This window comes from Paenibacillus baimaensis (genome assembly GCF_025567575.1).
Genome location: NZ_JAOQIO010000015.1, coordinates 1 through 22,616, shown reverse-complemented (window position 1 = coordinate 22,616; position 22,616 = coordinate 1). Strand labels below are relative to the sequence as shown.

Below are 22,616 nucleotides of genomic sequence, written 5' to 3'. Positions count from 1 at the left end.
AGAGGGTGTCCCAAAGGCCATGAAAATGGCGAGGGACATCCTCTTTGCAATTTCGTCAAACAAAAAGAAACCGTTCTTTGGTAAAATGGAAGTGCGACCCACCATTTACGAAAGGAACGGTTTCTTTGTACATTCAATATACCATGGATCAACTTATGCTGCCAATAGATCTGGAATAAGATATTCCCCAAAATCACCTCGTTCGAGTTGTGAATACAGCAATAAATCGTCTAGACGACGCCATCTTCGTTGCCGCTTATCCAGGTGGTGGGCGAGACACCTACCATCCTAAGATGCTCACGAAAGTGATCATTTACGCTTGCACTCAGCGCTTGTACGCATCCCGTCAAAACACTACTTTGTTGACGGCACCAAAATCGAAGCGAATGCTAATCGGTATACGTTTGTTTGGGGTAAAGCTATCGTGAAGCACAAGGCCAAACTCCAGGAGAAAGTACAGACACGGTTTGCCACCATTGAAGAAGCCCGAGAATCAAGAAGAACGGTCACACGCCAGCCAAGAACTAAGCGAACTTGGCGAAATGTCAGAGATCACAAGTGAAAAATTAGAGATTGCCGTCCAACAATTGGAAGAACGACTGCAAGCACAACCCAAGGACAAATCGCTGAAAAAAGCGGTGCGTGCGCTCCGCAAAGACTTACTCCCTCGTCTTCACAGGTATGAAACTCACCAAGGAATTTTAGGCAACCGAAACAGCTATAGCAAGACCGACAAAAATGCTACGTTTATGCTTGTCTTCCTCGTTCTTCAGAAGCCCCATATTTTCTTCTTTTGTGGGAACATGCTTGATCTCGTCTTGTGCCTCAGAAACAGATATCGAGACCGTTTCTCCGTTGACTATAAATTTAAGATTGCTGGTTAGCGAACATCCCAACGGCTCCGTGGACTTGGAGTTAAACGTTGAGGATGTAAACCTCAAGGAGAAGGAACTACAGGTCCACCCTAGAAAAGGAGCAAAAGAACGGCGAGTGCCAATTCAAAAACATGCGCTCCGGCAAAAAATTCAAAATGCGGATATATGGCGGGGGCAGGATATTCTCCACATGTTAAATATCCCCTTTAAACTTGCTGTGCAAATACGATTATTGGTGCAAAGCAATAAATGTCTGTATACGACCCATTAGCGATAGCTTATGATTTAATGAGATAGAAGGTTAATGAAATAAATAAAAAGAAACTACCCAGCGCAGTCCTGGGCGCTGGATGTTATAAACTGAACTTGGAAAGGAAACCCTTCATGAATTATCCATGGAAGCGTAATCTTTATATTTTATGGGCCAGTGTATTTTTTGTTAGCATGGCCTATTCCATGATTGTCCCCTTTATGCCTATTTTCCTTCATGATGAGCTTGGAGTGGAGGATCATTTGGAAACATGGGCAGGGACGATTTTTGCCATTAGCTTTTTTGCCAGTGCTGTAACCGCCCCGTTCTGGGGGGCACTAGCAGATAAGTATGGACGTAAACAAACGCTACTTCGCTCGGGATTTTGTTTAATGATTCTGCATTTTGCCTCTTTCTTTGTAGTCAATCCTTACCAGTTACTGGTCATTAGGTTGCTGCAAGGGCTGTTCGGAGGATTCGTTCCCTCCGCTATTGCGATGATCGCTACCAATACGCCCGAGAAAAATGTCGGATATGCGTTAGGCATAATGACTACTGCCAGTGCAGCGGGGTCGATTCTCGGTCCCTTGATCGGCGGGCTCGTGAGCCACTGGATCGGGAACCGCGAATCCTTCCTGTTCTCAGGGAGCGCGATCCTGGTTGCTTTTCTCATTGCTTGGATCTGGACCAGGGAGGAGAAGTTCGAACGATCATCCACGCGAATTTCGGTAATCCATGACCTGAAGTCAGCATTGGCGAATAACAGGCTGGTTATGGTGCTCGGGGTGGTGATGATGACCTCAATGTCCGTCATGCTGCTGGAACCGCTACTGACGATTTATGTAATCCAGTTAGGAGCATCGAATCAATCGGCATCGCTCAGTGCTGGCATTATATTCTCTTCCGTTGGAGTGGCAGCGCTAATTGCAGCACCACGTTGGGGAAAGCTCGGAACGAAAGTCGGATATGAGAAGGTACTAATGATTGGTCTTATTGGTGGCGGTCTTGGTAATATCGTGCAAATTATGCTGCATAATCTTATTAGCTTTGGGATATTGCGTTTTACTTATGGCTTATTTTTTGCTGCTGTGTACCCATCACTCAACGCATTAATTGTCAAGGTGACGGAACCAAGCTTTCGGGGCCGTGCCTTCAGCTTGAACCAATCATCGATGCAGGTTGGAATGATGATTGGACCTTTATTAGGCGGCTTTCTTGCCAACTTGTTCTCAATTACGACCGTTTTCATCATTAATGGGTTAGTCATGCTAGTCATTGCTGGTATTATGAAAGGTAATACATTGGATACGAACAGGCGGGAAAAGTCGGTAAAGGAAACCTTAAAAGGATAGCCCCGATAATCATTGACTTGGCCAAACGCATTGAAGCATTGATCAAGTTCCTCTCGTCGGAAACCGGATATACCAAGGTTTTTGCTATGAACATTTCAACGTGATAGGAGCACTCTGACCCAGAAGTTTATTATTCCAGATTTGCCCCAATAAATCATTCGAAACGATGTCTCCAGACTCGATGTACACGGTTTGACATTCGATGTCATCCTGTTCGATAGGCGACGAGGACAAACAATCAGGACAGAATACATGAAAATATGTGCCTATTACCTCATTCACCCCCATCTTTTTTTCATAAAAAAAATGGACATTTCCGTTTATCAAAAACGGATGTCCATATATGATGTGTAACACTCTATGAAATTATAGCACAATATTTTGATCAGTCCTTGAGCTTGTAGCTGACAAACGCCACCTTCCGACTGTCAGGTGACCAGGAATTGACATTGATAGTGCCCTGCCCTCCGAACAGATTAGCAATTATCCTGCTGGGGCCTCCTACACTCGGCATAATTCGCAGCTCGACATGCTTGTTCGCCGGATGTTTATTGGCTTCGACATCATCCTTTCGGTAGGATAGATATACAACAGTAGCCCCGTCCGGTGACACGTGAGGGAACCAATTGTTGCTTTGCTCGTCGAATGTCATCATCGTTTGTTCACTGCCGTCAATCCTCATTCTCCAGACCTGCATAAGTCCACTCCGTGTAGAATTAAACCAGATATACTGACCATCGGGGGAATACTCCGGTCCATCGTCCAGACCTGGCGTATCCGTTAATTGACGCTCAATCCCGCCTTGAGCTGGAATCGTATATATATCGTACTGCCCGTTTCTCTCAGCACAGTAGGTTAGCGTAAGCCCATCCGGTGACCAGCCGTGCAAATAGCTTGGCGCCATCGCAGTAATTAAAATGGGATGACCCCCTTCAATCGGTAGTACATAGATCCGCGACTGACCGTCCTCGTGTGTATCGTGGCTAACGGCAACATACGAACTGTCGGGTGACAGAACATGATCATTGTTACATTGATTGGCATAGCCGGACTCAATAACAGTGCTTGACCCGGAAGCCAGATCGAATTCATAAAGCAAGCCTTGCGCATTATAGATGAGACGCTTTCCGTCCGAGCTCCAGTTTGGAGCTTCTATACAGTAATCGAATTGTTCAAGAACTTGCCGTTCTCCCGACTCGACATCTATGGTTTCCAGAAAACTGAAAACACGTCGATCTATAGCTTCTCGCGGTTTTTTCAACGTATTCATAAATCATCCTGCCTTTCCTTCTACTTAAGTTGGCATTGTATTACCAAGGTAATCAACAAATGGAAATGAGTTCTCTGAAAAGATGCGCCGTTCCATCTGATCAACAATACCTTTCGCACTGATGCGAGGATCATTATGCGCAGCTTCCCCGCCCATATCGGTCATCATCCAGCCCGGATGAATGCTCAACACCAGGATATTCCTATCCTTGACGTATGATTTCAGCTGTTGGGTGAACATATTGAGACCCGCTTTGGACAGACCATACGGATAATCACCCCCATAAGCATTCGTAATACTTCCTGCTTCGGATGAAATATTTATGACTGCAGCCTTAGCTTCTGTGACCAGAGGAAGAAAGTGCTTGACTACTCGCATCGGACCATAAAGGTTAATATCCATCGTCCGTTCCATATCTTCAATTTGAAGGCCTTCGATCCGCTCTTTACGTGCAACCAGAATTGCAGCATTATTGATAATAGCCCCAAGCGATCTCCCCTCGCGCTTGTATCGTCCGGCAAGCTCTGCAATACCTTCTTCGTTGGTTACATCCAACTCAACAACCTCAAGCTGCTTCCCATGTCGAGTTGCTAACGAGGACAAGGCGTCGATATTCGATCGCAAGCTTCGAACACCCGCTATAACATGATGGCCTCGCTCCAGCGCCTCCGTTGTAATCGCAAGGCCAAGCCCGCGGTTTGCACCGGTAATTAAAACATTCAAGTCAGTTCCTCCTGGAATCTGTTATTTTAAGTATAACTCACGCTTCATTCCTATCATTCTCCAGAAGCTCGATCACAACTTTCAGCTCGTTCATTGTATTAAAATAAGCATAACGTCCACCCGTATACTCGCCTTTCTGCTGAAGTGGAAAGGCATTGCTTTCAAAGAGGCTTATTTTTTCCTTCATGCCCTCAACCATAAACGCAATATGATGCGGACCTTCGCCATACTTATTCAAATGATCCCTCCATGTGCTAGGGTGTTCATCAGGCTCAATCAGTTCTAATTGAAGATTACTCATTTGGAAAAATGCCATTTTGATTCGGGCTTGCGTTGATTTACCTTGATATTCCACTTGTGTCTTGTCCGCAGTATCTGTGATTTTAATGGGCGGTTTCTCCACTCCAAAAAAATTAGCATAAGCTTGACTCACCTTGTCGATATCGTTAACGAGGATTGCAATTTGTGCAATAACGGGATTTGGTATCAGGGATGACATATTGGCAAATATCCTTTCTACAATAAAAAATATTAGCATGAAAGCTCTCGATCTTGAATGCTTGTATAAACACGTGTTCATGCTATACTTTATGCATTCCACAAATTTTCTCACTCACAACTTCTTAAAGAAAGATGGGATCCTAATGCGCATTGGCGGACAAGTATTTGTTGAACAGCAAAATCCGGAAAATTGGGCACTCGCCCTCAAGGAAGCCGGCTTTCGAGCAACCCCATTCCCTATTCGAACCGAAGCAGAACAAAAAGATCTGGAGGATTACGTTAAGCAAGCAAATCTTTATGATATTAAGATTTCCGAAGTCGGAGCCTGGAGCAACCCTCTAAGCCGTGATGAAGAACAGCGCAAGCAAGCTATTTCTTACTGTATTCAACGATTGGAGCTGGCAGAGCACATTGGTGCACAGTGCTGTGTCAATATAGCTGGATCTCGGGGACTTAAATGGGATGGACCAGACCCTGATAATTTCAGCACAGCTACCTTTGATCTTATTGTAGAAACGACACGAGAAATCATCGATGCAGTAAAGCCTGAGCGAACGGTCTACGCGTTGGAAATGATGCCCTGGATCTTTCCTGATTCCGCTGATAGCTATCTGGCTTTAATCAAAGCGATAGACCGAAAGGGCTTCGGTGTGCATTTCGATCCGGTCAATATCGTCATCAGCCCGCGTATTTATTACCGGACCGGTGAGCTTATTCGGGACTTTTTCTCAAAGCTCGGACCTTATATTCGCAATTGCCATGCTAAAGACATTGTGCTTCGCGATCACTTAACGCTTCATTTTGATGAAGTGCTTCCCGGGCAGGGCAATCTGGATTATCGAGTACTCCTCTCGGAGCTGAATAAGCTTCATCCCGACATTGCACTAACGATTGAGCATTTAAAGACCAACGAAGCGTATCAGGAAGCAGCCGGTTATATACGCGGTCTGGCATCAGAGCTTCAAATAGCCTTATAAAACAGGAAAAAGGCAGTGTGAGTCTAAGACTTGCATCTGCCTTTCCATAAATCTATCCGCTAGCTGAACAATCGGTCATTCGAGTATTCGGTGTCCCACTGAGTCGTTGGCGCCCACATATCCGGGAAGCCTGGCATCAAATGTTGCTTTAACACTTCATCGTTTAGATCATCGAAGCCGAGTCCTGGCTTATCATTTACCTTAATGAACCCGTTTTGTATCACTTTGCCACCAAAACCAGTTATGATATCATTCCACCAAGGTACATCAGGTGCATTGAATTCCATAGCCATACAATTTTCAGTTGCAACCCCCATATGCGCAGTAGCCAAAGCAGCAACCGGCGTCTCGCACATATGCATGGCCATACCGACGTGATAACGCTGTGCCAAATCGCCGATTTTTTTCGTTTCATATATGCCTGAGGAGCAAATATCAGGATGAATAATCGGAACTGCACGATTCGTTATTAAGCTCTCAAAGCTCTCAAGTGTCGAGAAATCTTCGCCAGCAGCGAGAGGTGTCGTTGTCATTTGACTCAAGCGCTTATATTCCTCTGTATACGTGCATGGCAGCATATCTTCTGCCCATAATAAATTATATTTCTCCAAACGGCGAAGCAGACGTGCTGCATCCTCCACGTTCAAATACCCTAAATGGTCAATAGCCAAAGGCATTTTATAACCAAGCACTTCGCGCATATGCGCTACTTGTTCTTCATAGCGGTCCAAACCGCGCTCCGTCATGCGATACATGATGTATGGCGACTCCGTATTCACAATATCATAAGCACGATTGCGAAGCTGGAATTCCGAACTGTAAGGTGTGTCGCGCCGATTTTTAATAAAATCAAAATTATAATGAGCGGCTTTCAGATACTCATCGACGTAATTGCCAGGAGCAGAAATCAGATCTTCGTTCGGATACAGATTTTGCAAAGTTTCAACACCCAGGACAGCCTTGACCATTGTATATCCATCTTCATCAGCGAATTTCTTTAATCTTCTTGCCATAGAGTAGCCGTCATTCTTCACGCCTGGCGTGTTAACGCCTAGATCGCAATACATGCGTACCTCGTCTCTGAATTTACCGCCAAGCATTTGATATACAGGTAAGCCAAAGGCTTTTCCAGCGAGATCCCATAACGCAATCTCAATACCGGCTACACCACCGGCTTGTCTGGCCGGTCCCATGAACTGTTTGATTCGCCGAAATAATTTATCCACGTTACAAGGGTTTTCACCCAGCAGCCTCCCTTTCAACATAGCTGCATAGGTCCGGCTGCCAAAGTCTCTGAGCTCGCCAATTCCTGTGATTCCTTGGTTTGTATAAATTTTGACAAGCGTGCAGTGCATCGGTGCGCCAGCGATATCTACAAATCGCATATCCGTAATCTTAAGCTCCGATGGTCTCGAGTTCGTATTCACATATTGTAAAGCAGATTCATACGTGTCGTTCATATAAGTCAGCTCCCTCTTATCTTTTCCCAGGTTAACGTATCTATTGAAGTGCTTACTGAATCTAGTACCTGATTGCACATCCAGCCATCATAAAAATTAGGCTCTACCTTAGTTTTATTGATAATTGCATGAATAAAATCAGCATACTGATTCACAAATGTATTCTGATAACCAAGAAGATGGCCGGCCGGCCACCATGCCTTCATATACGGATGGGTATCCTCCGTGACTATAATTTTACGAAAGCCCTGAACCTCAAGTTCATCCTCTTTTGACCAGAACCCCAGTTCATTCATATGCTCAAAATCGAAGAATAGCGAACCCTTGCTGCCATTGATCTCCAGGGAATTATGATTTTTGCGTCCGCTCGCCATCCGAGAAGCTTCAAACGTCCCTGTTGCTCCGTTGGCAAACTTGGCAAGGAAGGCTGTACTGTCATCAACGGTCACATTAGCTTGGCTATTTCCTTCTCCACGCTGATGGACAAAAGTTTTTTCTACCCCGATGACTTGGTCCATCTCGCCGACCAAATAACGGGCCAAATCTATTAAGTGTGCGTTTAGATCGCCATGTGCGCCTGAACCTGCAATTTCTTTATCCAACCTCCAACTCATAGGCGCCCGAGGATCTGCTAACCAATCCTGCAAGTAGCATCCTCGGAAATGATAAATATTGCCAAGTTTCCCCTCGTCTATGAGCTTTTTGGCAAGGGCTATAGCCGGCACTCTGCGGTAATTATGCCCCACCATATGCACAATTTCAACATCCTTAACTGCGATCCACATCTGTCTCGCTTCCTCAGCATTCATCCCAAGCGGCTTTTCACACAGCACATGTTTTCCCGCTTTTGCAGCCTCAATTGCGATTTCTTTATGAGAAGATGTTGGCGTGGCAATGCAGACAACATCAATATCGTCACGAAGAATAACTTCTCTCCAATCCGTAGAATATTCCAGCCATCCGTATTCTTCCGCTGCCTGTTTAAGTAAATTCAACGTACGGCCGACAATAACCTTTTTGTTTAAACGGATTTTATTTGGGAAAAAGAAGTTAACATTACCAAGTGCATAACTATGCGCCTTTCCCATGAAGTTATAGCCAATTAATGCAATGTTTATCTCTCGCACACAATCAGTCCTTCACCTGAAATACATTCCTAACTCCTAATCGGCTATGCAGAATCAGACCTTCTTTTTCCATCACTCGTAATCTTACAAACTGCCGCATATCGGAGCTATCCCTTTACAGATCCGTCGGAAAGTCCTTTGACAAAAAATTTATTACACAAAAGGAAAATAATCAAAACCGGCATGGAAACAATCATGGAGGCGCTCATCATTGCTCCCCAATCAATAACGAATTCACCACTAAAATAATTAATCGCGATCGGTAGGGTTCTTACATGATCCGAATTGGTCAAATTGAGCGCGAACAAGAATTCTTCCCAAATGTTAAGGAAAGCGTACATGCTAACTGCAATAATGCCCGGCATCGAAACAGGGATAATGATACGAATCAACGTACCAAGGCTCGATAAACCATCCAGCTTGGCAGCCTCTTCAAGTTCCCTTGGCAGTGTTTCAAAAAATGACCTTAACATAATAACCGCCATAGGAACCGTAATCGCGAGGTCAGCGATGATCATAGCCAGATAAGTGTCAATCAAATTAATTTTACTAAAAACCATATAAAGTGGAATAATAATAACGACGCCCGGCATCATTTGACCGTATAATAACCCGGAGGACATTATATTAGAGCCTCTGAAACGATATCTTGCAAAACCGTAACCAGCAAGAATAGCAATAACCAAGGTCACAGCTGTGGCGCTGCATGTAACGATAATACTATTTATAAACGCTCTTGGAATACCACTTTCAGTTAATACCTTGCTATAATTGGCAAACGTAGGATGCTCAGCAAGCAAGGTAGGAGGAATTGAGAAATTCTCCTCTGGGGTTTTAATGGATGTTACAAACATCCAGAGTGCAGGGAAAACACTGAATACGATTAACACAAGCAAGGTCAAGTAGCTTCCTGTTGCTTTAGCGATAAAACTTCCTTTTTTGTTTCTCATTACCTCCTTTCTCCTTTCATAATGAATTTCATGTAAAAAATGCTTAATGCAGCAGTAATCACAAATAACACCGTGCTTGCGGCACCAGCCATACCAAAGTCATAATTTTGAAATGCGAGCTTGTAAATATACATCGATAAAATCTGAGTACTGTTCGCAGGACCTCCCCCAGTTAAAGCAAAAATGAAGGTGAAGGCATTGAGCGTCCAAATAATGAGCAGCAAAACGATGGTATAACATGTGCTAGACACATGGGGAACTGTGATAGTAAAAAAGATACGAATAGGTTTTGCACCGTCTACTGAAGCTGCTTCTTTCAATTCATTAGGGACAGATTGCAGGGAAGCCTCTATCATCAACATAACAAGCGGGAACATCTTCCACACATTGACAATAACGGCCGAAATCATGGCATAGCGTTCATCTGATACCCAATTGATTGATTCTGTTGTGAGACCGATCATTTTTAAAAAATGGTTGAGATACCCAAAATCAGGATGATACAGCCATTTCCAAATGCTTACGCTGATCACACTCGGCAATACCCAGGGAATCATAAGCAGTAGGCGAATTAGACCTTTAAATTTGATGAAATCCTGACTAATTAATACCGCTGCGAGAAAACCGATCAGGAATTGAAAAACCACACTACCAAATGTCCAAACAAACGTGTGTTGAATCGATCCCAAAAATTCTGCGTTCTGAAAAAGTTCCTGAAATTGTGCTAGCCCAACAAATTTCCATGCATCCGAATAGATGTCGCTCTTGTTAAACCCTAATAAAATCGTATAAATGAGCGGGATAATCATAACCGCTGCTATTGCAATTACGGCGGGCATTACATAGAGCATACCCGGATTATGTTTTAACTTCTTTATTGGCATGAACTCCACCTCTTTGCACTAAATTAGCTCTCACTATCTAACTCACCTGCAGATCCTGATGCACAGACTCTGCAGGTGATGCCATCAATTTATTATGAATTCACAACCTATTTTTTAGCGAGGAGCTCGTCGATTGCTTTGGAAGCTTGTATCATGGCTTCTTCTACTGTGGACTTACCACTTAATGCCAGTTGAATGTTGTCAAATATAATTTGTTTAATTTGTGTCCATTGCGGAATTTGCGGCAGCGGTTGAGCGTATTGAAGTGCATCCAACAATGGTTTCGTTAACGGATCCTGATATTTCGGATTCGTTGCAGCGGATTTTCTTGCTGAGAAGGTTACGCTGTACTCAGCTGAAATGTCCGGTTGTGTGATGAAGTTGATAAACTTCCAAGCTTCTTCCGGATGCTTGCTTGCTGTAGTAATAGCAACGCCCCAACCGCCTAGCACCGTTTTGCGTTCTTTATTGGCCGGTACCATGGCAACCCCCATGTCAACCTTTGAATTTGCTTGCTTGATGGGAGCAATGTCATAGATGCCGGACATGTACATGCCGACTTTTTCATTCGTGAACAAATTACGGTCGGCAATATTATCATTTTGGAGCATGCTCTTCGGCATGACCTGATATTTGCTAAACAAATCCACATACAACTTCGCCATTTCAACAGCTGCAGGCTCTGTCAATGTTGACTTCGTATTGGTGCTATTCAGAATACTGCCGCCGTTGGACATAATCATATTAAACAATTGCGTTGTTAAATTGCCGACATTCGTTCCAGGAAGCGCGAAGCCGTGGACATCGCCTTTTGTAACTTTCTGTGCAGCTGCTAATAAATCCGCCCAATTTTGCGGTCCTTTAGACGAATCAACACCCGCCGCATCTAACAATTTTTTATTAAAAATAAGTCCATGGGTTTCTGTACGATACGGCAGCGCATACACTTTGTCATTCAGCTTGGCTACTGAAATTGCTCCCTCATAAAAATCATTAAGATCCACTTTGTCTGTTTGGATTTGATTATTCAGAGGCACTAATCCGCCTGTGGTCGCGAAAGGTGTAATCCAATCCACGGCAATGTTCATTAGATCCGGGCCATTCTTCTGCTTTAGGGCCAGTAAATATTTATCGGACATCCCGGCATCCGGGAATTGCTGAACATTTACTTTGATGTTAGGGTATTTCTCTTCAAATTTCTTAACGACAGCTGCTGTATTTGTATTCCATGCGCCGTCCCAATACGTAAGCTCGACTTTACCGTTTCCGCTTCCGGAACTAGAATTGCTTCCACAACCAGCCAATACAGTTCCCAATACAGCGATTACAACCACTGAAGCATTTACTTTTAGCATTTTCATTTTCAAAACTCCCTAATCGTTTTTTGATTGATATTTTCCCGAAAATATTCCAAATATTTGTGCTTATTATCCCCTACTTCACCCCTTTCAATACAACTTGAGCCCGCTTTCATAAAGGATAATCTTCAACATATAATTAATTGACTCAAGCTACCACAAATAAACACGTGTTTATTTGTGGTTAAAAAAATTTTGAATGGTGCCTCAAAATTTTTTACAAGATTCTCTTTCTACCAATGTACAATCCAAAGTGGCCTTTATGCATTTCGATGTCAGCCCTTGTTCAATTGCACGAATGACACTTTGTGTAATACCGATAGTGAGCTGATTATAATCCGCATGAAATGTTGTCAGGGCGGGTTTATAATACGAACTCAACGGTTGATCGTTCATTCCAATGACAGAAATATCTTCAGGAACCCTCATGGAAAAATCGTTGATTGCCCGAATGGCGCCAAAAGCAAGGCTGTCATTTACAGCAAAAACAGCTGTCGGCAGCTCGCTGGCATTGGCCAGCAGATTCTTCATCGCATCATAGCCGCCTGATTCATATTGTCCGTGCATGACCCAACTTCCGATTATTTTCAAGCCATGATGCTCCATCTGTTCGACAAAGCCTTTAAACTTGAAATTAGCCGCAGCTTTCTTTAGATCACCATTAATAATGGCGATTTTCTTGTGATTAAGACCAACTAAGTAATCAACTGCATCCCGAGCCACTTGCTCATTATTTAAGTTGTATACGATACGGTTAGGCTCATTTCGATCAGGCAAAATTTGATCAAGCACGCCTATAATGAAACCTTCAGCAATTAGCTCCTCAATGACCGGCTCATGATTTTCCGCACCTATAAAGATGCCCGCGGTAATGCTTCGCTGATAGAATACGTCTTTCAAATTCTTGATGCTCTCATAATTCTTAATGTCCCTAACAACGGCCGTTAGCACGATATACCCAAAGGAGGAAGCACTTTCAATAACACTCGTAATCAACATATTTGCCGAGCTGTCCTGGGAAAAGTGATCCTGATCGATAAAAAATAGACCGATCGCTTTTATCTTTTTTCCTACCAAAGCTCTTGCGGAAACATTAGGTGTGTAGCCATATTGTTCCACGATTTTCATTACCTTTTCCCTGGTTTTCTCAGGTACATTAGCGTAATTATTAATTACGCGACTAACCGTGCTCCGGGAAACCCCCGCAATTTCAGCAATTTCCTTGCTGTTCAAATCATTTTTTCTCATTTTAGTTCCCTCTAAGTTACGTAATTAATAGGCACAGATTTACTAAGAATAAGAAAATAAAACATATTCATAACTTTGATAAGAAGTATCATGAACACGTGTTTATCCCATATTAGCAAATGTTTATTTACTTGTCAATTATGAATTTGCCCTGCCGTATGAATCATTTTACAACTCGTTTTAGCGTAATGATCCATCTTCTACCTAAGATTCGCTGTTCACTTGACCTTGTATTTGTTTGCGACTAAGGTAAAAACTCCTAGAGAAAAAATGATTCTCGTCACTTCTCGGTTCCTTAACAAGTTGGTCAATTACTAAACCGGAAGTAGCGACCGCGCTGAAGAACTCACCCATATTCCAGTATCGTAGTAAACAGTCAGGGAAATCGGCTTGTTCGCTTAGTAACATCTCCCCTGAATAACCGTGTATCAAAATAATCTCCTTCTACTACAACCGTATGGTTCTCATGGAATACACCAGCCGCCCGCCAACTTTTAACAATTCATAAACAATGTGAGCGAAAGAAGTAAGGTCAGCGAAGTAATGCAGAATTCCAGCTTCTAAGTAAACGATATCGAATGAAAGTCTTAGCTTTTCTAAATCAATCTCAAACACGTCCATTAATGCATAACGTTTGTTCTTTGGCGAAATATCGACAATAGTGACTGATCCTCCCAGAAATGCAAGAGGAATCCTCATAGGTGCTTTGAAATAAAAAATCCCCGATTGGCGGGGATCTAAAAGCACTCATGTTTGTGTCGCAGGCCACTTACATCTTCTGTCTAGCGACAGAACTTATCGAATGCATTTAATCGTCTGTCCTTCTGCAGTGGAATTTATCAATAAAATGTTTGGTTTGACAGCATAGTCAAGCCATACATTTCGCGGATATCTTAGATAAGTTTTAATTGTTGCACCATAACCTTTCTGATCAAATCTTTTTATAAAGCGCTCTCCATATGCAATTCTCTGAATTCCTGCGGGGTTAAACCAGTATGCTTTTTGAATAGTCTTGTAAAGTAAGCCGGTGTTTCAAACCCTGTCATTTTGCAAATATCTTGTATCTTATGACGGGACAATTTCAGTAACCCCTTCGCTTTTTCCATGCGCGCCTCTAAAATGAATTCCGATAGCCCGACTCCCGTGATTTGTTTATAGAGTCTGGATAAATAGGACGGATTCATATACGCTTTTTCCGAAAGACGGTTCAAAGATAGTTCCTCATCCAGATGTTCATGGATAAATCGATTAATTTTCAAGACCAACTCGTCTGTGCGATCCAGCCGTTCCTGCTGCTTCTTCTCAAACAAGAGATCAGCAGTCTCGCGCAAATTCGCTACCGCTTCCTGCCATGAGCTATGAAAGCGGATGTTCATAAGACGGTCTAGATGTTCTGCTGTCCATTGACCTGTGTTAAAACCAATTCGATTGATTAATTTCAGCAGCAATTGGGCGATGGTGTAATAGGCTTCGTTTTGAAACGGATTGAAAGTCGCTTCGAAAGCAACGACTTGCGTCACATCATCGAACCACTGAAAAAAACGTTCCTGCTGTCCATTCTCGAGAGCTGCCTCCACCCGATCTACCTGCTTCAACATGCGATAAAGATTCTGTTCCGTTCCAGTAACATGCGACACCCTCTCTTCGGGGAGAGGTTCCCGCCCTTCCGTTAAGATGACTTCCTTCCCAAGTCCTAGGCCACGACCGAGGAGCCGTTCCAACTCCAACCATTGTCGTCCGGCTGCTGCCCATTCGACAGGTTGCTGACTGACAGCTAGCGATACCGAAACCTTGAGATACCCCTTACAGGAAGACTGAATATTATCTAACATACCGCTGACGAACATCAAGAGCTGATCTTCATTCACTTGTCCTGCCTCATAATCTTGCCAGTCACCTGTCTCATCCGGTTGGATGAAAAGAGCAAATTTATTAACGGAATAGGCAACAAATGCCAGTCTGCATCTAGACAAGTATTCCTCAGAAATATTTTGCACAGCATAAAGAAGCAGCGCTTTATCTGTTCCAGACATGTCCACAAACCAGTTGTCTACTCTTCCCAGAACCATGAGAACAGGTTGATCAGGCATTAAACTGATTGCAAACTCAGCAAACCGTTGACTGCGTACATGATCCTTTTCCGAAACATCGCTCTCGATAAGATGCAGTAAATATTCTTTCTGCAGGGCGGGGAGCGCTTTCTGCATCTGCCTTTTCGCTTTCTCCAGAAGCTTCTCTGCATCAAGTTCTAGCGAGATGGAATGAGCTGCTTTATAGAAAGCTGCAACAATTTTCTCATCACCCTCCATCTTCAGAATAAAATCAGCTGCCCCGTTTCTCACCGCATTTTGCACATATGAGAAATCGCTGTACCCTGTAAGAAAAATGATTCTGCAAGTCGGCCATAGGGAGACAATCCGCTTCTGCAGCTCAAGCCCTGACAGCTCCGGCATTTCAATATCTGTTATAGCAATATCCATCTTGGTCCTGCGAATAATCTCAAGTGCCTCTACACCGGAATAAGCCTTGTAAATCGTAAGTTCCACATCATGGATGTCCTGAAATAATTCGTAAAGGCCGTCCACGATGATAGGTTCATCATCAACGATGATCAGGTTCAGCATGTAGTTCTCCCCCTTGCAGCGGAATCGTGATTTGCACCTTGAGCCCGCCTAAGGCACTTGGCGACAGATAAAGCCCTCCAGCTTTCCCATACTTGATCCGCAAACGGTGATGCACGTTAATCATGCCTGTTGTTTCCATATCGCGTTCGGAAATGAGGAGCCGTTTGTTCAATTCCTCTAGCGCATCGTTGTTCTTTTCTGAACCGTTGTCCTCTACGACAATGCATAAGACATCTATATCTAGTTGAAAGCTAATTTGCATAATCCCGTCCGATAACTTATTGCGAAAGGCGTGCTGATAGACGTTTTCGATAATCGGTTGAACAATAAGTCTGGGAACAGTGATGGTATCTGCAATAGCTGGAAAATCCTCAAATAATGCGTTAATTCTGTTGTTGAACCGTATGGATTGAATGTCTACATAATTCTTAGCGTGGGTAAGCTCCTCCCTAAGCAGTACTTCATCTGTCCCATCTCTTGTTATAAAGCGGAAATACTCGCCCAGATGTTGGGTCAATCGAATAACCGTATCTGTTTCTTGCAGCTTGGCCATCCTGTAAATGATAAAAAAACTATTGTACAAAAAGTGAGGATTTATTTGGGATTGAAGCTGCCTGTATTCCGACACCTGCAGCCGATAATTTTTTTCGTATACCTCTTGAATCAAGCGTTTAATCTCAGCGACCATCCCGTTAAACTGTACAAATAAATAACCAAACTCATCATGATTGACATGAGGAACGGTCACCTGCAAGTTACCCTGTTCTACTCTGCGAAACGCGAATACCAACTTCTTTAACGGTTGGTGGATCCATTTATATATCCAATAAGAGAACGCTATGACAGCCAGAATGGAAAGAACACAAAGCACCCAGAACCACGTTCGGTATTTCTTTATCGGCCCAAGCAAATCGGATTCTTCCACGTAGGCGATCAATGTTATGCCAAGTGATGAGTCGCGGTCCATGACAACCGTATACCGCTGATCGCCCATACGTAAAGACGGCAACTCGGAGGTACCCGTAATTGTTTCCTCCTGCGATAAATAGGATTTCAAGTGCTCGTTGAATGTCTCGCCACCCGGACTTGATACGATCCAATCGCTCTGTGTCGAAGCCAATATCGCCCCTCCGCTTCGGCCGAAACGAAACTGCGACAGGGCATCCTGCAAACCGGACTTCGACAGCTCAAGTGTGAGCAGGAATAATGGTTCTTTCTGTCCAGTTAACGTGATCGCGTCCGGGTAGGAGAAGTTGAGATACAGCTTATTTCTCCAACTAATTAACGGCATATCCATTCGTCCTGCAAAGGCTTTCATAGCTTCATATTCTTCCTGTACGATCGTCTGGACGGAACCGTCATTCGCTGATAACGTCCTCCCGATCGCAGGGATGAATAAGATGGTATCCTCAATAAACGCGTTCTCGCTTTTGAATTGTCGCAGCTGCTGTTGAAGTCTCACAATAGACGCTGTTTTTTCAATTTCTGTCATCACTGGTGCTTTTATTGCCAAATTGATCAGGTCCTTGTGATTGATATATTCTCGCTGCTGTCTGATGGCGCGGTTAAGGTCCATAGAAATGAGATTCAGATACTGTCTTGCCGATGTCGACATGGAATGGGTAATTTCTTTGCGAACGCTCTCGGCCCCCATCACATTCATGCTTAAACTGACGGCGAAAACCGGTAATATGATAATCAGAAAACTCATCACCAGCTTTGGATATATCGTCAATCGTTGCCACCAGCGATTCCATATTGTCATCAGGAGATACCTTCCTTTGCATAGAGATTTGTTATCTCTACTGTACCTCGACACCCACTATGAATACTACTCTTTTACGCTACCAAGCGTGATACCTTTGATGAAGAAGCGCTGCAGAAATGGATAAACGAGCAAAATTGGAAGAGTCCCAACAAAAATTTGTGCCGTTTTAGTCGTCCTGTCGGAAACCTCGGCTAGTAACGCTATATCCTGAGTATTTGCCAACATCGTATCAACGTCAATGACTACCGTACGGAGATAGCTCTGCAGTGGATAATGAGAAGGCGAGTTCATCAAGATGAGCCCATCAAACCACGAATTCCAGTGCCATACGATCGTAAACAGACTGAGCGTTGCAAGAGCAGGGGTTGATAGTGGAATATAGATGTCCCACAAGCTTCGCCAATGACCCGCACCGTCAATAAATGCTGACTCTTCCAATTCTTTTGGCAAACCTCTATAAAAGTTGAGCAGCAGAACGATATTAAAGACATTTACAGCGCCAGGAAGAACTAACGCCCAAATAGAATCGATCAAGCCCACTTCTTTGATGGTGATATACCAAGGAACCAACCCACTGCTAATAAGTATGGTGGCGATAAAATACCACGCATAATGCGTTCTCCATCTGAAAGAACGCACTTCCTTGGACAAAGGATACGCTGTTATGACAGTTAAAGTCATTCCTAAGATAGAACCCAAAAGAACCCTTTTTACAGAAACGAGCATGGCAATCATAAACTCTTTTTTATGTAAAACGTACTCATAAGATTTCATCGTGAAATCGACTGGCCACAACTTTACAAACCCAGCCGTCACCGCTGAACTCGAACTGAACGAAATAGCCAAAATATGCACGAGCGGCAAAATACAAAGGATGGATAGAAAGGCTAAACCTAGGTAATTCCAAATATGAAACACTTTTCTGCCAACAGTGTCGTTGTACATGAACAGTCACTCCTTCAAAGATTCGGCCTACTAAAAGATCCGATAGTTGGCAAAACGGTATGCCAAGAAATATGATAATGATACGAAAATAAAGGAAACAAGCGATTTAAACAAACCTACAGCCGTTGCCACACTATATTGGGCATCGACGACACCGAGACGATAAACGAATGTATCGACGATATCTCCGCTTTTGTATACTTGTGGACTATATAAGTTAAACACTTGTTCAAAACCTGCATTTAAAATATGCCCCATACTTAGAGTTCCTAATAGGACGATAATTGGTACTATCGAGGGCAGCGTGATATGCAAGGTCTGCTTCCAGCGTCCTGCTCCATCTATGACGGCTGCTTCATATAACGTAGGATTTATGCCAGTGAGTGCTGCCAAATACACAATTGTATTGAAACCAAACTCTTTCCATTCATTGGAAAATACGAGGGTATAAGGAAACCATGTATTATCTCCCAGAAAAAATTGTGGCTTGAAGCCAATCTCTTTGAGAAGAAGGTTTACGATTCCTGTGGAAGGAGATAAAATGTCAATGAGAATTCCACCCAAGATAATCCATGACAAGAAGTGGGGCAAATAAATTAATGTCTGTACGGCTCTTTTAAAAAATTCAGCTCTGACTTCATTAAGTAACAATGCAACGGTAATCGGAACTAGTAGGCCGACGACCATTTTCATTAACGCGATATAAATCGTATTGAATAGAACTTGAAACGTATCAGGCAATAGAATAAGATATCTAAAATTATCAAATCCTACCCACTCGGAGCCAAAAAAACCTTTGGCCGGGATGAAATGTTGAAAGGCCATGGCATTCCCTATCATAGGTATATATTGAAATGTAAAGACAAGAATAACCGCAGGTAACAGCATGATGTGCAGTGGAAATTCCCGTCTGAGCTTGGATTGCATAAATGTACCCCCATTTGTTGTCAGATAGAGAGAAGGGAAGATACAACCCCTTCTCACCTTTAATGGAAAATGTTATTTACGAGCTGCAAATGTGTCGTTGATTTCTTTTGTTATTTCGTCTCCACCAAGCTTTTTCCAATCACCTATAAATTTATCAAATTCATCGACTGATGCTCCGAGAATGATTTTGGTAATCATTTCATCACTCATTTTGTCGAGCGTACTCTTTTTCTGCACCATTGTAGGCGTTGGTGCCAAGTACATTTCGTCTTTTTTGAGCAAGTTATCTTTTTTGTAATTATTAATGACGGTATAAGAGCTTTCCTCCCCAAACACACGGTCCTGAGACCATTGTTTGGAATCGCCCTCTTTAAACTTCATGATCAAATCATACGTCGATTTCTCTTCTCCGTTTAATTTGGTGACATCTTTGGTCTTCATGGCTTCCGTTACTTTGAGATGCTGGGTTAGGTTCTTATTAGCCATGAATACTGAAACCGGGGGGTATTTGTGGTATCCCATGGATACGGCATCAGCTGAAACAAACTCTGGGTCGGCTGTTGCTCCCCACATTTTCTCTACAAATAAATTCAACATTTTGATGACAGCCTCAGGATGCTTGGCATTCTTGTTAATGGCGGTAAAGTAGGCATTAGCGCCTGGAGCTCCATTCTGTGCTAAGGCCGGATTCCCATCGGCAGAAAGAACGGGGAATGCTTTCCATTCTGCATTTGGATCGTTGTTTTTGTTCGCCTGCAGTACGGTTAGCGGAGCCCACATTGCTCCGAAAAACACCCCGTTTTTACTCGATGCGACACTTTCTTCCACTTTCTTGGAATCCTTGACACCGAACTCTTGGTCAATCTGCCCCGTTTTGTACAACTGCTGCAATTTGCCAAGTGCGGCTTTCATTTCTGGTTGAATACCACCGAACACGAGCTTTCCGTTACTGTCTTTGATCCACATGTTTGGATAAGCATGATAACCGTTAAAGAATCCTGTTAATCTTGGATAACCTGTCCACAGTTCTTTGGATGCCAAGAAGCCCACTGTATCTTTTTTACCGTTTCTGTCTGGATCTTGATTCGTAAAAGCATCAATGATTTTCAATGCATCGTCCATGGTCTTAGGCTCAGGTAGGTTCAGTTTCTTGAGCCAATCCATCCGGATCCATAGTATAGGGGAGCTGTCTATAATCGAGCTCATGGTCGGTATCCCCATCAGTTTACCCTTAACGGTTGCTGTATCCACGGACAGGCCGCCGTCTGATTTCAAATATTCCTTTAGCATCGGAGATCCGTATTGATCCACAAGTCCCGTAATATCCATCAGTTGATTGTTATCCACTAACTGCATGAATTGAGCTGGTGGTAATTGAATGAAATCAGGCAAATCGTTAGAGGCGATGGCCACATTTAATTTTTGCTCGTACTGAGCACCGTTTACGATCCAATTGTTTTTGATTTTTATGCCAAGCTCATTCTCGATTTTCTTGGTCCAGATATTTTTTTCTAAATTATCTGAATCTTTAAATTTCAAGTTAGGGTCTAACGATCTGACCGTAGTAATTTCAATCGGTGTATCATATTTGCCTAAAGGATCGATTTTGCCTTGAACCTGTGGCGAAGTTGAGGGTTTGTTTGCTACACTTGTTGTACCCTCCGAACTGTTACTGCTGCATGCCGTTACAAAGACCAGACTCATGGAAAGCAAACCAGTTAAAAATTTAATTCTGATACTACCCCTCATTTATGTTCCTCCTATGTGGTACGTTATTGAGCTCACTTTTATTATACGGAGTCGTCAAAATTATAAAAATAAGAATATATTTACTTACCCTATACGTCTTTTACTTCTTTTGAGTTTAACCTAAGATTTCAATTCAATTTATTACAGCAAATTTGATACACAATGGTGTGTAGAGAGGTACAACACTTCCGGTTGGAGAAGGCGTCTCGGTATTTGAAACTCTAGTAAACCTTACGATATTATTAGAGTCCCGATTAGCCACAAGTAAGAATGTCCATCTGGTGATAACGCGAAATTGAAGATGGGAGCTTAGCGTGTTTTAGTCCATTCGATAACGTGCTTGTTCAGGTTGAATTTTGTGTCATTCATGCTTGATACGATCTCAGGACGTTTTGATTTATCAAGAAGTGCGCGAGACAATTACGATCGCAACCCTTGGCAGCTTTGGATTTCGTTATGGTGTGGTGGCTCACCTGACTGCAACCGCTCCAAATTGGATTCGTGTACCTCAAGCCGTGCTTGTGCTTTATTCACAACGCTATGTGATCTCGCTGATGTTCCTCCACCCATGGGACTTGGCTCTTTCTTACTGTGCCAAGTTATGGAATACGATAAGCAAAAGTTTCCTTAAAAGATAACAGGCCTCCCAACTTTCCCACAAAGAATTTTTTAGCCGTCATTTATGGTACGGTTCACCAACATGAACGTGGTATAATATAATTTTAGAGCTTCTTCTTTCTAAGAACATAACACCTCTCCACATCTTATTAGCTTGTTTTTCTAAGCTACGGACCATTTTCCGGATAACGCCCGAATACTATAAGGTTGAAAAAAGAATATGTCGGACAGGAGCGTTATCATGCTGCAAAAAACTCATAGCGTCGCCGGATTAGTAGCCGCCGAGCTTGTACTCGTTCATCAGGATGTACCGTTTCTATCGTGGGAGGCTGCCGGTGCTCTGCTGCTTGGCTGTTTAGCCGGTACGCTGGCTGACGTCGATAAGCAAGGCTCCACTATGGCAAAGGTTCTCTATCCTATATCGGCTCTATTAAAGATTTTAAAGGTTCGCCACCGGTCAATAACCCATTCCATTCTCTTTATACTGGTATTGATGTTTGTGACGGTTCCGTTGCCTGCATTGTTTTTCTTGACGTTTGTCGTCGCATACGTCTCGCACCCGCTCATTGATTTGCTCAATCACAGAGGCGTCGAGCTGTTCTGGCCGCTCAAGCTGCATATCCGCTTGCTCCCGAAGTTTATGGCGATCGATACAGGCTCACTTGGGGAAACCGTGGTTCGCTGGATTCTGCTTGCCGTTAGCCTCTGGATTCCGTTTTCGACGATCATTTCTTAAGATAAAAACTGCCAGTTACCACAACACGGCTGCCGATCCATGCCGGCAGCCGTGTCTCAGGTTGTTTATTATGCTATAGTTTCCCGTTAGCGGAATGAAGAACGGCTGAATTGCTTCGGGCAGACCAAGGGAGCGCAGCGACCGCAACGTGAATACGGTGTTAGTTGATGGGCTAGCCCCTTCGAATTAGCATTCAAAGTTAGTGTTATTTATTCTGTTATATTCCTCAACTAATTCCTGATAACAACCTTCATCTTTACGTAACATCCATTCA

General features: G+C 43.2%; 19 protein-coding genes. 4 read left to right on the top strand and 15 right to left on the bottom strand.

From position 1 onward, the window contains the following. Nucleotides 1–476 precede the first annotated feature (476 nt). Together OB236_RS06565 and OB236_RS06560 are read left to right on the top strand one after the other, a co-directional pair. Nucleotides 477–884 carry a hypothetical protein gene (locus tag OB236_RS06565; RefSeq protein WP_262683316.1) on the top strand — a complete coding sequence of 136 codons (408 nt, stop codon included), beginning with the start codon at nucleotides 477–479 and terminating at the stop codon, nucleotides 882–884. Nucleotides 885–1,259: 375 nt separating this feature from the next. Continuing rightward, nucleotides 1,260–2,477, top strand: a complete 1,218-nt coding sequence (locus OB236_RS06560; RefSeq protein ID WP_262683243.1) for an MFS transporter — start codon at nucleotides 1,260–1,262, stop codon at nucleotides 2,475–2,477. Between the two features lie 385 nt (nucleotides 2,478–2,862). Here OB236_RS06560 and OB236_RS06555 read toward each other — a convergent pair whose 3' ends face one another. Genes OB236_RS06555 through OB236_RS06545 form a run of 3 tightly spaced genes read right to left on the bottom strand, consistent with a single transcriptional unit; the run spans nucleotide 2,863 to nucleotide 4,969 of the window. Next, nucleotides 2,863–3,747, bottom strand: coding sequence for a TolB family protein (locus OB236_RS06555; RefSeq protein WP_262683242.1), 885 nt, complete (start codon nucleotides 3,745–3,747; stop codon nucleotides 2,863–2,865). A 24-nt stretch (nucleotides 3,748–3,771) separates the two neighbouring features. After that, a complete protein-coding gene (locus OB236_RS06550) occupies nucleotides 3,772–4,470 on the bottom strand; it encodes an SDR family oxidoreductase (protein WP_262683241.1) in 699 nt (232 codons plus the stop codon). Nucleotides 4,471–4,507: 37 nt separating this feature from the next. Further along, the gene (locus OB236_RS06545; RefSeq protein WP_262683240.1) at nucleotides 4,508–4,969 is read right to left on the bottom strand and encodes a VOC family protein; all 462 of its coding nucleotides are present in this window, start codon (nucleotides 4,967–4,969) and stop codon (nucleotides 4,508–4,510) included. 145 nt (nucleotides 4,970–5,114) lie between these two features. Between OB236_RS06545 and OB236_RS06540 the strand changes: the two genes are divergently transcribed. Beyond that, nucleotides 5,115–5,948 (top strand): sugar phosphate isomerase/epimerase family protein, encoded by an 834-nt coding sequence (locus OB236_RS06540; protein ID WP_262683239.1) that lies wholly within the window; start codon nucleotides 5,115–5,117, stop codon nucleotides 5,946–5,948. A gap of 59 nt (nucleotides 5,949–6,007) precedes the next feature. Here the strand turns inward: OB236_RS06540 and OB236_RS06535 are convergent, their stop codons facing one another. The 12 genes from OB236_RS06535 to OB236_RS06485 form a co-directional block, all read right to left on the bottom strand. Then, nucleotides 6,008–7,408, bottom strand: a complete 1,401-nt coding sequence (locus OB236_RS06535; protein ID WP_262683238.1) for a mandelate racemase/muconate lactonizing enzyme family protein — start codon at nucleotides 7,406–7,408, stop codon at nucleotides 6,008–6,010. Nucleotides 7,409–7,413: 5 nt separating this feature from the next. Beyond that, the gene (locus tag OB236_RS06530) at nucleotides 7,414–8,535 is read right to left on the bottom strand and encodes a Gfo/Idh/MocA family protein (protein ID WP_262683237.1); all 1,122 of its coding nucleotides are present in this window, start codon (nucleotides 8,533–8,535) and stop codon (nucleotides 7,414–7,416) included. A 107-nt stretch (nucleotides 8,536–8,642) separates the two neighbouring features. Beyond that, entirely contained in the window at nucleotides 8,643–9,485 is an 843-nt protein-coding gene (locus OB236_RS06525; RefSeq protein ID WP_262683236.1) for a carbohydrate ABC transporter permease, read from the bottom strand. Further along, nucleotides 9,485–10,369: a carbohydrate ABC transporter permease gene (locus OB236_RS06520; protein ID WP_262683235.1), complete on the bottom strand. Its 885-nt coding sequence runs from the start codon at nucleotides 10,367–10,369 to the stop codon at nucleotides 9,485–9,487. The genes OB236_RS06525 and OB236_RS06520 overlap by 1 nt, the downstream gene beginning before the upstream one ends. Before the next feature lie 107 nt (nucleotides 10,370–10,476). Next, a complete protein-coding gene (locus OB236_RS06515) occupies nucleotides 10,477–11,730 on the bottom strand; it encodes an ABC transporter substrate-binding protein (RefSeq protein WP_262683234.1) in 1,254 nt (417 codons plus the stop codon). Nucleotides 11,731–11,934: 204 nt separating this feature from the next. Then, on the bottom strand, nucleotides 11,935–12,960 hold the full coding sequence (locus OB236_RS06510; RefSeq protein ID WP_262683233.1) for a LacI family DNA-binding transcriptional regulator: 1,026 nt from the start codon (nucleotides 12,958–12,960) through the stop codon (nucleotides 11,935–11,937). Between the two features lie 462 nt (nucleotides 12,961–13,422). Further along, the gene (locus tag OB236_RS39985) at nucleotides 13,423–13,674 is read right to left on the bottom strand and encodes a methyltransferase domain-containing protein (protein WP_408638419.1); all 252 of its coding nucleotides are present in this window, start codon (nucleotides 13,672–13,674) and stop codon (nucleotides 13,423–13,425) included. 242 nt (nucleotides 13,675–13,916) lie between these two features. Continuing rightward, entirely contained in the window at nucleotides 13,917–15,599 is a 1,683-nt protein-coding gene (locus OB236_RS06505; RefSeq protein WP_262683232.1) for a response regulator transcription factor, read from the bottom strand. Beyond that, nucleotides 15,577–17,364: a sensor histidine kinase gene (locus OB236_RS06500; protein WP_262683231.1), complete on the bottom strand. Its 1,788-nt coding sequence runs from the start codon at nucleotides 17,362–17,364 to the stop codon at nucleotides 15,577–15,579. The genes OB236_RS06505 and OB236_RS06500 overlap by 23 nt, the downstream gene beginning before the upstream one ends. Nucleotides 17,365–17,430: 66 nt before the next feature. Continuing rightward, on the bottom strand, nucleotides 17,431–18,312 hold the full coding sequence (locus OB236_RS06495; RefSeq protein ID WP_262683230.1) for a carbohydrate ABC transporter permease: 882 nt from the start codon (nucleotides 18,310–18,312) through the stop codon (nucleotides 17,431–17,433). 30 nt (nucleotides 18,313–18,342) lie between these two features. Next, entirely contained in the window at nucleotides 18,343–19,239 is an 897-nt protein-coding gene (locus tag OB236_RS06490) for an ABC transporter permease (protein ID WP_262683229.1), read from the bottom strand. 72 nt (nucleotides 19,240–19,311) lie between these two features. Further along, nucleotides 19,312–20,988 (bottom strand): extracellular solute-binding protein, encoded by a 1,677-nt coding sequence (locus OB236_RS06485; RefSeq protein ID WP_262683228.1) that lies wholly within the window; start codon nucleotides 20,986–20,988, stop codon nucleotides 19,312–19,314. A gap of 859 nt (nucleotides 20,989–21,847) precedes the next feature. On the opposite strand from OB236_RS06485, the gene OB236_RS06480 reads away from it, so the two are divergent. After that, nucleotides 21,848–22,342, top strand: a complete 495-nt coding sequence (locus OB236_RS06480; protein WP_262683227.1) for a metal-dependent hydrolase — start codon at nucleotides 21,848–21,850, stop codon at nucleotides 22,340–22,342. The last annotated feature ends 274 nt before the right edge of the window (nucleotides 22,343–22,616 follow it).

Coding starts and splice junctions, on each gene's coding strand:
- OB236_RS06560 (WP_262683243.1), top strand. CDS start 1,260: ATGAATTATCCATGGAAGCGTAATCTTTATATTTTATGGGCCAGTGTA.
- OB236_RS06555 (WP_262683242.1), bottom strand. CDS start 3,747: ATGAATACGTTGAAAAAACCGCGAGAAGCTATAGATCGACGTGTTTTC.
- OB236_RS06545 (WP_262683240.1), bottom strand. CDS start 4,969: ATGTCATCCCTGATACCAAATCCCGTTATTGCACAAATTGCAATCCTC.
- OB236_RS06540 (WP_262683239.1), top strand. CDS start 5,115: ATGCGCATTGGCGGACAAGTATTTGTTGAACAGCAAAATCCGGAAAAT.
- OB236_RS06535 (WP_262683238.1), bottom strand. CDS start 7,408: ATGAACGACACGTATGAATCTGCTTTACAATATGTGAATACGAACTCG.
- OB236_RS06525 (WP_262683236.1), bottom strand. CDS start 9,485: ATGAGAAACAAAAAAGGAAGTTTTATCGCTAAAGCAACAGGAAGCTAC.
- OB236_RS06520 (WP_262683235.1), bottom strand. CDS start 10,369: ATGCCAATAAAGAAGTTAAAACATAATCCGGGTATGCTCTATGTAATG.
- OB236_RS06515 (WP_262683234.1), bottom strand. CDS start 11,730: ATGAAAATGCTAAAAGTAAATGCTTCAGTGGTTGTAATCGCTGTATTG.
- OB236_RS39985 (WP_408638419.1), bottom strand. CDS start 13,674: ATGAGGATTCCTCTTGCATTTCTGGGAGGATCAGTCACTATTGTCGAT.
- OB236_RS06505 (WP_262683232.1), bottom strand. CDS start 15,599: ATGCTGAACCTGATCATCGTTGATGATGAACCTATCATCGTGGACGGC.
- OB236_RS06500 (WP_262683231.1), bottom strand. CDS start 17,364: ATGACAATATGGAATCGCTGGTGGCAACGATTGACGATATATCCAAAG.
- OB236_RS06495 (WP_262683230.1), bottom strand. CDS start 18,312: ATGTACAACGACACTGTTGGCAGAAAAGTGTTTCATATTTGGAATTAC.
- OB236_RS06490 (WP_262683229.1), bottom strand. CDS start 19,239: ATGCAATCCAAGCTCAGACGGGAATTTCCACTGCACATCATGCTGTTA.
- OB236_RS06485 (WP_262683228.1), bottom strand. CDS start 20,988: ATGAGGGGTAGTATCAGAATTAAATTTTTAACTGGTTTGCTTTCCATG.
- OB236_RS06480 (WP_262683227.1), top strand. CDS start 21,848: ATGCTGCAAAAAACTCATAGCGTCGCCGGATTAGTAGCCGCCGAGCTT.